Below are 9,906 nucleotides of genomic sequence, written 5' to 3' on the forward strand. Positions count from 1 at the left end.
CGCACACGACGAAGTAGCCGCCCCCGTACCGGTCGCGGCTACTTCGTCGTGTGCGTCGGGTAGACCTGGACGTCGGTGTAGGCACCCCTGATCGCCCCCGCGCCGGTGGGCCACTTCAGGGTCACGGTGTGGGTCTCGTTCGGGGGTGTGACCAGGAGGTCGGTCGGGGAGGTGAGGCTCTTGCCGCTGGGGTCGATGTCGTAGGCGATGTCGAGGACGGCGGCGTCACCGGGCTTCAGGGTGGTGACACGCGGCTGGGCGGGGCCGCGCTCGATGGGGCTGGAGGTGTGGTGGGCGTCCTTGATGTCGACGCCCGGGAAGCCCGTCGCCGAGCAGGTGGTCGCACCCCGGTTGACCATGGTGACGTCGATCCTGCCGGACGCCTTGTCGGGCGAGGCGTTCACGGCGTCGATGGCCAGGTCCGCCGTTTTGCAGAACGTGACCTTGCCGCTGGTCGTCGTCCCACCGCTCGTACTGCCGGCCCCGGCCGTGCCGCTCCCGCCGGAGGACGACGCCGACCGACCGGCCGCCGAGCCACCGGAGCCCGAGCCACCGTCGGCGGAAAAGGAGGGTGAGGAGGACGACGTATCCGTGGGCGTGGACGAGGCCGCGGCGCCCTTCGCGGATGTGTCCTTCCCGGAGTCGTCGCCGCAGGCGGTGAGCGAGAGGCCGGCGACGAGGCCGATGGCGGCGAGAGCGGTGATTCGCGTGGTCTTCACGGTGTTTCCCCCAGAAGCAGTGCACTGCGGGTGGTCGGAAATATTTGTGTCTCGCAGCCAGTTGCGGGCGGTTCTCTACGATGTCCTTGTTCGGTCACGGCCCGGAGCGGCCCGCGCCGGACCGCCCCCTGCCTCCGCATAACTCATTGCATAAACGTGCAGAGATGCGTATAGTCATGCCATCCAGAGGAGGACGGACATGGCGGTACGTGCGGCGGTTGCCGGAGCGAGTGGATACGCGGGCGGAGAGGTCCTGCGGCTGCTCCTCGCGCACCCCGAGGTCGAGATCGGGGCCCTGACCGGGAACTCCAACGCCGGGCAACGGCTCGGGACGCTCCAGCCGCACCTGTGGCCGCTGGCCGACCGGGTGCTGGCCGAGACCACGCCCGAGAGCCTCGCAGGCCACGACGTGGTCTTCCTCGCGCTGCCGCACGGCCAGTCCGCCGCCGTCGCCGAACAGCTCGGCCCGGATGTGCTCGTGATCGACATGGGCGCCGACTTCCGGCTGAAGGACGCGGCCGACTGGGAGAAGTTCTACGGCTCCCCGCACGCCGGCACCTGGCCCTACGGCCTGCCCGAGCTGCCCGGCGCCCGCGCCGCGCTCACCGGCACCAGGCGGATCGCCGTGCCCGGCTGCTACCCCACCGCCGCGACCCTCGCCCTCTTCCCGGCGTACGCGGCGCGGATCGCCGAGCCCGAGGCCGTGATCGTCGCCGCCTCCGGCACCTCCGGCGCCGGCAAGGCACCCAAGCCGCATCTGCTGGGCAGCGAGGTCATGGGCAGCATGTCGCCGTACGGCGTCGGCGGCGGCCACCGGCACACCCCCGAGATGATCCAGAACCTCGGCGCGGTCGCGGGGGAGCCGGTCACCGTCTCCTTCACGCCGACCCTCGCCCCGATGCCCCGCGGCATCCTCGCCACGTGCAGCGCGAAGGCCGCCCCCGGGGTGGGCGCCGAGGCGGTGCGCGCCGCGTACGAGAAGGCGTACGCCGATGAACCCTTCGTCCGTCTGCTGCCCGAGGGGCAGTGGCCCGCGACGGCCGCCGTCCACGGTTCCAACGCCGTTCAGGTGCAGGTCGCGTACGACGCGGCCGCGGGCCGCATCATCGCGATCAGCGCCATCGACAACCTGACCAAGGGCACCGCCGGCGGTGCCGTCCAGAGCATGAACCTCGCCCTGGGTCTCGCCGAGACCACCGGGCTTTCCACGATCGGAGTCGCACCGTGAGCGTCACGGCAGCCAAGGGATTCCGGGCGGCCGGTATCGCCGCCGGGATCAAGCAGAACGGCAACCCCGACCTGGCCCTCGTGGTCAACGACGGGCCCCGCCGTGCCGCCGCAGGCGTCTTCACCGCCAACCGCGTCAAGGCCGCGCCGGTGCTGTGGTCCGAGCAGGTGATGAAGAGCGGCCAGGTCTCCGCCGTGGTCCTCAACTCCGGTGGCGCCAACGCCTGTACGGGCCCCCAGGGCTTCCAGGACACCCATGCGACGGCCGAGAAGGCGGGCGAGGCCCTCGGCCGCGGCGCCATCGAGGTCGCCGTCTGCTCCACCGGCCTCATCGGCGTCCTGCTGCCCATGGACAAGCTGCTCCCCGGCATCGACACCGCCGCCGCCCAGCTGTCCGAGCACGGCGGCGAGAAGGCCGCCATCGCCATCAAGACCACCGACACCGTGCACAAGACCTCGGTCGCCACCGGCGCCGGCTGGACGGTCGGCGGCATGGCCAAGGGCGCCGGCATGCTCGCCCCCGGCCTCGCCACCATGCTGGTCGTGATCACCACCGACGCCGACGTGGACGACGCCACCCTGGACCAGGCCCTGCGCGCCGCCACCAAGGTCACCTTCGACCGCGTCGACTCCGACGGCTGCATGTCCACCAACGACACCGTGCTGCTGCTCTCCTCCGGCGCCTCCGGCATCACCCCGGAGTACGACGCCTTCGCCGAGGCCGTACGGCAGGTCTGCGACGACCTCGGCCGCCAGCTCATCGGCGACGCCGAGGGCGCGAGCAAGGACATCAAGGTCGAGGTCGTGGGCGCCGCCAGCGAGGCGGACGCCGTCGAGGTGGGCCGCTCCATCGCCCGCAACAACCTCCTCAAGTGCGCCCTCCACGGCGAGGACCCCAACTGGGGCCGCGTCCTGTCCGCGATCGGCACCACGAGCGCCGTCTTCGAGCCCGACCAGCTCAACGTCGCCATCAACGGCGTCTGGGTGTGCAAGAACGGCTCCGTCGGCGAGGACCGCGACCTGGTCGACATGCGTTACCGCGAGGTCCACATCGTGGCCGACCTCGCCGCCGGCACCGAGACCGCGACGATCTGGACCAACGACCTGACCGCCGACTACGTCCACGAGAACAGCGCCTACTCCTCATGACCACGACCCGTAAGCACACGGCCCTGCCCAAGGCGCAGATCCTCGTGGAGGCGCTGCCCTGGCTGACCCGGCACCACGGAAAGACCGTCGTCATCAAGTTCGGCGGCAACGCCATGGTGGACGAGGAACTGAAGGCCGCCTTCGCCCAGGACGTCGTCTTCCTGCGGCACGCCGGGCTCAAGCCGGTCGTGGTGCACGGCGGCGGCCCCCAGATCAGCGCCGCCCTCGACCGGCACGGCATCGTCAGCGAGTTCAAGGCCGGCCTGCGGGTCACCACCGAGGACGCCATGGACGTCGTACGGATGGTGCTCGCCGGACAGGTGCAGCGCGAACTGGTCGGCCTGCTCAACCGGCACGGCCCGCTCGCCGTCGGCCTCACCGGCGAGGACGCGCACACCATCACCGCCACCAAGCATCTGCCCGAGATCGACGGGGAGTTGGTCGACATCGGGCGCGTCGGCGAGATCACCGCGATCGACACCGGCGCCATCGAAGCCCTGCTCGCCGACGGCCGTATCCCGGTCGTCTCCTCCATCGCCCGCAGTCAGGACGACGGTCATGTCTACAACGTCAATGCTGATACGGCGGCTGCGGCACTCGCTGCGGCCCTTGGCGCCGAAACTCTCATGGTCCTCACCGATGTCGAGGGCCTCTACGAGGACTGGCCGCACTCCGACGAGGTGATCAGCCGCCTCACCGCCACCCAACTGGAGAAGCTGCTCCCGGAGTTGAGCTCCGGCATGGTGCCCAAGATGCAGGGCTGCCTGCACGCGGTGCGCGGCGGCGTGCGCACCGCCCGCGTCATCGACGGACGGGTACAGCACTCCATCCTGCTGGAGATCTTCACCGACGAGGGCATCGGCACCATGGTCGTGCCCGACGAGCCCGAAGGGGACGCACCGTGACGGGGCATCAGACCGGCAACCAGGACCTGGCCCAGCGCTGGCAGGGCGCGCTCATGAACAACTACGGCACCCCCCGGCTGCCGCTGGTGCGCGGCGCGGGCACCACCGTGTGGGACGCCGAGGGCCGCGCGTACACCGATTTCGTCGGCGGCATCGCCACCAACGCGCTCGGCCACGCCCACCCGGCGATCGTGGACGCCGTCAGCAAGCAGATCGCCTCCCTCGGCCATGTCTCCAACCTGTTCATGGCCGAGCCGCCCATCGCGCTCGCCGAACGGCTGCTCCAGCTCTTCGGTCGCGAGGGCCGGGTGTTCTTCTGCAACTCCGGCGCCGAGGCCAACGAGGCCGCCTTCAAGATCGGCCGGCTCACCGGGCGCACCCATGTCGTCGCCACCGAGGGCGGTTTCCACGGCCGTACGATGGGCGCCCTCGCGCTCACCGGGCAGCCCGCCAAGCAGGACCCCTTCCGGCCGCTGCCCGGCGATGTCACCCACGTCCCCTACGGCGACGCCCAGGCCCTGGCCGCGGCCGTCACCGAGGAGACCGCCCTGGTGATCATCGAGCCGATCCAGGGCGAGAACGGCGTGGTCGTGCCCCCGGCCGGCTATCTCAAGGCCGCCCGCGCCATCACCGCCGCCACCGGCGCCCTGCTGGTCCTGGACGAGGTGCAGACCGGCGTCGGCCGCACCGGCACCTGGTTCGCGTACCAGGCCCACGAGGGGGTGCTGCCCGATGTGGTCACCCTCGCCAAGCAGTTGGGCGGCGGCCTCCCGCTCGGCGCCACCGTCGCCTTCGGCCGCGCCGCCGAACTGCTCGGGCCCGGCCAGCACGGTACGACCTTCGGCGGCAACCCGGTCGCCTGCGCCGCGGGCCTCGCCGTCCTCGACACCATCGAGGGCGAGGGACTGCTGGAGAACGTGAAGCGGCAGGGCGAGAAGCTGCGCGCGGGCATCGAGGCGCTGGGCCACCCGCTGGTCGGCCATGTCCGGGGTGCGGGCCTGCTCCTGGGTATCGTGCTCACCGGGCCGCGCGCGCACGAGGTGCAGCAGGCGGCCCAGGAGGCCGGGTTCCTGGTGAACGCCCCCGCCCCCGACGTCGTACGGCTCATGCCCCCGCTGAACCTGCGCGACGACGAGGCGGGCGCCTTGCTCCAGGCGCTGCCCGGCATCCTCGACGCAGGCGGGGACGGACGATCCGGAGAATGAGACGACGATGAGCCAGGCGCAGGAGCACGAGCAACAGACAGGTGCCGGGCCCGCCGTGCCGCAGACCCGCACCGCACGGCACCGCCGGATCGTGGACATCCTCAACCGGGAGCCGGTGCGCTCGCAGAGCCAGCTGGCCAAGCTGCTCGCCGACGACGGGCTCAGCGTCACCCAGGCGACGCTGAGCCGGGACCTCGACGAGCTGAACGCGGTCAAGATCCGCAACAACGACGGCGATCTCATCTACGCCGTGCCCAGCGAGGGCGGCTTCCGCACTCCGCGCGCACCGCTCGGCGAGTCCGCCAAGGAGGAGCGGATGCGGCGCCTGTCCCAGGAGCTGCTGATCTCCGCGGAGGCCTCCGCCAACCTGGTGGTGCTGCGCACCCCGCCCGGGGCCGCCCAGTTCCTCGCCTCGGCCATCGACCAGGCCGAACTCCACGACATCCTCGGCACCATCGCCGGTGACGACACCCTGCTGCTGATCAGCCGCAACCCGACCGGCGGCCAGGCCCTCGCGGACCATCTGCTCAAGCTCGCGCAGAACGGCCACTGAGCCGGGCACCCGACCGGCATGCGGGTGCCCGCCCCGCGACGGAGAATGGGAGCGGCAATCTCCCTGTGGCCGTCGGCCGTATAAAGAGGTGTGTCGGGTTTGCGGTTCCCCGTGGGTCGCCTCCCGGACGAGGCTCTGCTGTCCGGGCTGGCCACCGGAGACCAGGAGCTGGCCGTCGTCTTCGTACGACGTTTCCAGCACCGGGTCTTCGGTGTCGCCATGGCCGTCACCGGGGACCGTCAGCTCGCCGAGGACGTCGCGCAGCAGACGTTCGAACGCGCGTGGCGGCACGCGCAGATCTACGACTCGCGCCGTGGTTCGGTCACCACCTGGCTGACCACCATCGCGCACAACCTGGCCATCGACGCGGTACGCGCCCGGCGCACCGAGCCGGTGGCCCCCGAGGACCTCGACGCCCTGCTCGGCACCGTCACCGAGACCCCCGAGCGCTGGGCGCTGGCCGACGAGGCCTCCGCCCGGCTGCGGGCCGCGGTCTCCCGGCTGCCCCGCGAACAGGCGCGGGCCCTGATGATGGCCGGTATCTACGGAATGACCGCCCAGCAGGTCGCCGACACGGAACAGATCCCGCTGGGCACCGCCAAGACCCGCATCAGAGCGGCGATGGGCAAACTGCGCACCACACTGTCGGCTCCGGAGCGAGGCGGCCATGTCCAGTGACGCGAACTGCGAGAAAATGCGCGAGATCGGCGCCGAGCTGGCGCTGGGCGTGCTGCCCGGGCGGGAGCGCGCGGAGGCGGTCGCCCATCTGGACACCTGCGCGGACTGCCGGGAGTTCGTCCGGCAGCTGACCCTGGTCGGCGACCGGCTGATCGGCCTGCTGCCCTGCCAGGAGCCGCCGCTGGGCTTCGAGACCCGGGTGGCCCGCAGCCTCGCCCAGCAGGCGGCCGCGGACGGGCGCACCGCCGCCCGCGCCCCCGCGTTCCCGGTGCTGCGCGGGCGGGCGCGCCGGGCCCGGATCCGGCTCGGGGCGGCCGCGGCGGGGCTCGCGGTGGTCGCCGGGTTCGCCGGCTGGGGCATCGGCACCGCCGTGGAGACGGTCACCGCCTCGCCCCCGCACACCATGGAGTCCGAGCCCATGCTGGTCGGCGACATGACCGCGGACTCGGCCGCCGACGGCTCGCCCATCGGCGAGGTCTACGCCCACCCCGGCAGCCCCGGCTGGATCTTCGTGTCCGTCGACCTGGCCGGGCACGGCAGCGCGTACAGCGGCCGGGTCAGCTGTGTGCTGGAGCGCTCCGACGGCACGACCGTACGCGTGGGCGACTTCACCGTGCGCAACGGGCAGGGCCACTGGGGGGCCCAGGCGCCGGTCGACGCGGACGCGGTCTCCGGCGCCCGGCTGACCTCCGCCGACGGCACGGTCCTCGCCCGCGCCCACCTCCAGACCGGGCATGTGCTGACCCGGGAGACGCATGTGCCGTCCCAGCAGACATGAGGGTCAGAGATGTGGACGGCCACGGGGGCGGTGAGCGCTACGACAGCACGGTGCCGGTGTTCAGCCGGTGCAGCCGGGCGTACGTCCCGTCGCGCACCAGCAGATCGCCGTGGGCGCCGTCCTCCACGACCCGGCCCCGGTCCAGCACCACGATCCGGGTGGCGTCGCGCACGGTGAGCAGGTTGTGCGAGATGACGATGGTGGTCCGCCCGGCCATCAGCCGGCGCAGCGGCTCCATGATCCGCCGGCCGGAGCTCGCGTCGATCCCGGTGGTCGGCTCGTCGAGCAGCAGCACGGGCGCGTCCCTGACCATCGCGCGGGCGATCGCGAGCCGCTGGCACTGGCCGCCGGACAGGGTGCGGCCACGCTGTCCGACGAGGGTGTCGTAGCCGTCCGGGAGCCGTTCGATGAACTCGTGCGCGTCCGCCGCGCGCGCCGCCGCGACGATCTCCGCCTCGGACGCCTCCGGACGGCCGTAGGCGATGTTCTCCCGCACCGTGCCGTGGAAGACCAGGGTCTCCTGGAGCACCACCGCGACGCTCTCGCGCACCTCGGCCAGGCGCAGTTCGCGCAGATCGGTGCCGTCGAGCCGGACCGCGCCCCGCTCGGGGTCGTAGAACCGCAACTGGAGCCGCGCGGCGGTGGACTTGCCCGCGCCGCTCGCCCCGACCAGCGCCAGCGTCTCGCCGGGCGCCACCCGGAACGACACGTCCGCGAGGGCCCAGGGGGTGGTGCCGGGGTAGCGGAACCAGACGCCGTCGAACTCCACCGCTCCGCGCGCCCGGCCGAGTGAGCGGGCCCCGGGGCGCTCGGTGACCTGCGGCCGCTGGTCCAGCAGTTCGATGATCCGCTCGGCCGAGGCGGCGGCGGAGTAGAAGGTGGTGCCGAGCCCGGACAGGCCGTGCACGGGGCTGTACATCTTGCCGATCAGGGCCAGGAAGACCAGCAGCCCGCCCAGGGTGAGCTGGCCCTGCGACAGCTTCCAGGTGCCGAGGCCGAGCACCGCGAGCCCGCCCGCCACCTCGATGATCTCCACCAGCGGGGCGTACAGGGACCGGATCCGCGTCGAGGCCATCACCGCCCGGAACCGCCCCACGCTCTCCCGTTCGAACCGGCGCGCCTCCCAGCTCTGCCGGTTGTACGCCTGCACGAGCGCGACATTGCCGAGCACCTCCTCGGCGATCGCGCTGAGCGAACCGCTGCGCCGTCTGCGCTCCCGGGAGGCGTCCTTGATCAGCCGCGAGAAGTGCCGGGCCGCGCCCCAGAACAAGGGCACGATGACCAGCGCGAGCAGGGTCAGATCCCAGCTCAGATAGAACAGCAGGCCGACGAAGACGGCCAGTTGGAGCACGTAGTACAGGGCGTCCGCCACGCCCGAGAGCAGGAAGGTCTCGACCGCGTCCACATCACCCGTGACGCGGGAGAGCACATCGCCGAGCCGGCGGCGTTCGAAGAAGCCGAGGGACAGGCCCTGCACATGCCGGAAGACATCGCGGCGCAGCGAGAGCAGGAAGCGTTCGCCGACCCAGGTGGAGGTCATCTCGTCGGCGAAGCCGAGGACGCCGGAGCACAGGATCAGCCCCAGGTAGGCCGGGGCGATCCACAGAAAGGGGTGCAGGTCCCGGGGGACCAGCACCTGGTCCACGACGCTCTTGAACAGCCACAGCTCACCGGCGTCGATGACCGGTCCGGTCAGGCTGAGCAGCAGCAGCGGGGCGAGCCAGCGCCGGTTGCCGCGGGTGTAGGGCCAGAACCGGCGGAAGACCGCGCGCGGTGAGACGGCGGGCGCGGCCGCGACGACATCGCCGGATGCCTCGGGGATGTCGGAGGAGGAGCCGTCGGGGTCTCCCCAGGACAGCAGCCGCCGCAGGACTTGCGCCATGGGATGCGTTCCTCGGACAGCGGCCGGGCGGACCGGGTCCTCCGGGCCCCGGTCCGCTCAGCCTGTGGTGGTCGGTCAGTAGCCGCCGTGGCCGCCGCGCCCGTGGCCTCGGCCGCCGTGACCGCGGCCGTGGTCGTGGCCATGACCGTGGCGGTCGCCGTGCCGGTGTCCGTGACGGTCGAAGCGGTCGAAGGCGTCGAAGCGGTCGTCGTCGTGGTCACGGCCGTGACCCCGGCCGTGGCCGCCGCCCTTGGGCAGCAGACTGCTGAAGATAGCCATGGTGTTCCTCCTGGAAAATTTGCTGCACAGGGGATACGGCCGAGGGCGGCACAGGGATGGCTCTTCGGCGAAAAAATTTCCCTTTCAACCCCTTTTTCACGCTATGTGCGCGGCCAGTCCCGCGGTGTGGAGCACCTCGCCGTCCACCGTGAGCAGCAGCGCCTCGGTGTCCGGCAGCGACTCCAGCCATCCGAGGCCCGCCCGCGACCCCCGTGCGAACGCGGCCGTGGCCCAGCAGTCCGCCCAGGTCAGACGGGGTGCCACCACGGTCACCGCCACCAGGTCGGTGACCGCGGGCCGCCCGGTGCCCGGGTCCGTGATGTGCGCGCCCCGCTCGGCCGTGCCCGAGGTGGCCGGGGTGAGGGGGGTCAGCGTCAACGGCGGCGGCGATGTGCAGTCGCTGGGCGCGCCGGAGCCGGGGCGGCCCTGGCGGGTGGGGATCGCGGACCCCCTGCGGCCGGGCGGGCTGATCGCGGTGGTGTCGACGGCGGGGGCGAGTGAGCTGGCGGTGGCCACCTCGGGCACGGCCGA

General features: G+C 72.2%; 11 protein-coding genes and 1 pseudogene. 8 read left to right on the forward strand and 4 right to left on the reverse strand.

Annotated elements, in window-relative coordinates:
- Positions 1-38 precede the first annotated feature (38 nt).
- A complete protein-coding gene (locus CCN72_RS21960; RefSeq protein WP_086808997.1) occupies positions 39-719 on the reverse strand; it encodes a DUF4232 domain-containing protein in 681 nt (226 codons plus the stop codon).
- A gap of 199 nt (positions 720-918) precedes the next feature.
- Between CCN72_RS21960 and argC the strand changes: the two genes are divergently transcribed.
- From argC to CCN72_RS21995, 7 genes are all read left to right on the forward strand, one after another.
- Positions 919-1,947 (forward strand): N-acetyl-gamma-glutamyl-phosphate reductase, encoded by a 1,029-nt coding sequence (gene argC / locus CCN72_RS21965; protein ID WP_086808998.1) that lies wholly within the window; start codon positions 919-921, stop codon positions 1,945-1,947.
- Complete coding sequence (gene argJ / locus CCN72_RS21970) at positions 1,944-3,095, forward strand: bifunctional glutamate N-acetyltransferase/amino-acid acetyltransferase ArgJ (protein WP_086808999.1); 1,152 nt, start codon at positions 1,944-1,946, stop codon at positions 3,093-3,095. Before argC ends, argJ begins: the two co-directional genes overlap by 4 nt.
- Positions 3,092-4,000 carry an acetylglutamate kinase gene (gene argB / locus CCN72_RS21975; RefSeq protein WP_085562480.1) on the forward strand — a complete coding sequence of 303 codons (909 nt, stop codon included), beginning with the start codon at positions 3,092-3,094 and terminating at the stop codon, positions 3,998-4,000. The genes argJ and argB overlap by 4 nt, the downstream gene beginning before the upstream one ends.
- Positions 3,997-5,205 carry an acetylornithine transaminase gene (locus CCN72_RS21980; RefSeq protein WP_086809000.1) on the forward strand — a complete coding sequence of 403 codons (1,209 nt, stop codon included), beginning with the start codon at positions 3,997-3,999 and terminating at the stop codon, positions 5,203-5,205. Before argB ends, CCN72_RS21980 begins: the two co-directional genes overlap by 4 nt.
- Positions 5,206-5,212: 7 nt before the next feature.
- Complete coding sequence (locus tag CCN72_RS21985; protein WP_037651166.1) at positions 5,213-5,758, forward strand: arginine repressor; 546 nt, start codon at positions 5,213-5,215, stop codon at positions 5,756-5,758.
- A gap of 90 nt (positions 5,759-5,848) precedes the next feature.
- Positions 5,849-6,436 (forward strand): RNA polymerase sigma factor, encoded by a 588-nt coding sequence (locus CCN72_RS21990; RefSeq protein WP_086809001.1) that lies wholly within the window; start codon positions 5,849-5,851, stop codon positions 6,434-6,436.
- Positions 6,426-7,214: a zf-HC2 domain-containing protein gene (locus tag CCN72_RS21995; protein ID WP_086809002.1), complete on the forward strand. Its 789-nt coding sequence runs from the start codon at positions 6,426-6,428 to the stop codon at positions 7,212-7,214. Before CCN72_RS21990 ends, CCN72_RS21995 begins: the two co-directional genes overlap by 11 nt.
- 37 nt (positions 7,215-7,251) lie before the next feature.
- Here CCN72_RS21995 and CCN72_RS22000 read toward each other — a convergent pair whose 3' ends face one another.
- The 3 genes and pseudogenes from CCN72_RS22000 to CCN72_RS40720 form a co-directional block, all read right to left on the reverse strand.
- The gene (locus CCN72_RS22000; RefSeq protein WP_086809003.1) at positions 7,252-9,096 is read right to left on the reverse strand and encodes an ABC transporter ATP-binding protein; all 1,845 of its coding nucleotides are present in this window, start codon (positions 9,094-9,096) and stop codon (positions 7,252-7,254) included.
- Between the two features lie 75 nt (positions 9,097-9,171).
- On the reverse strand, positions 9,172-9,375 hold the full coding sequence (locus tag CCN72_RS40015; protein ID WP_086809004.1) for a hypothetical protein: 204 nt from the start codon (positions 9,373-9,375) through the stop codon (positions 9,172-9,174).
- 96 nt (positions 9,376-9,471) lie between these two features.
- A pseudogene (locus CCN72_RS40720) lies at positions 9,472-9,738 on the reverse strand (FAD:protein FMN transferase); the annotation flags it as partial.
- Here CCN72_RS40720 and CCN72_RS40725 point away from each other — a divergent pair.
- Positions 9,695-9,906, forward strand: a 212-nt coding sequence (locus CCN72_RS40725) for an FAD:protein FMN transferase (RefSeq protein ID WP_244174365.1), incomplete at its 3' end; no start/stop codon positions are given. The pseudogene CCN72_RS40720 and the gene CCN72_RS40725 sit on opposite strands and share 44 nt — an antisense overlap.

Origin of the sequence: Streptomyces murinus (genome assembly GCF_002154555.1) — a bacterium.
Taxonomy (GTDB): domain Bacteria; phylum Actinomycetota; class Actinomycetes; order Streptomycetales; family Streptomycetaceae; genus Streptomyces; species Streptomyces murinus.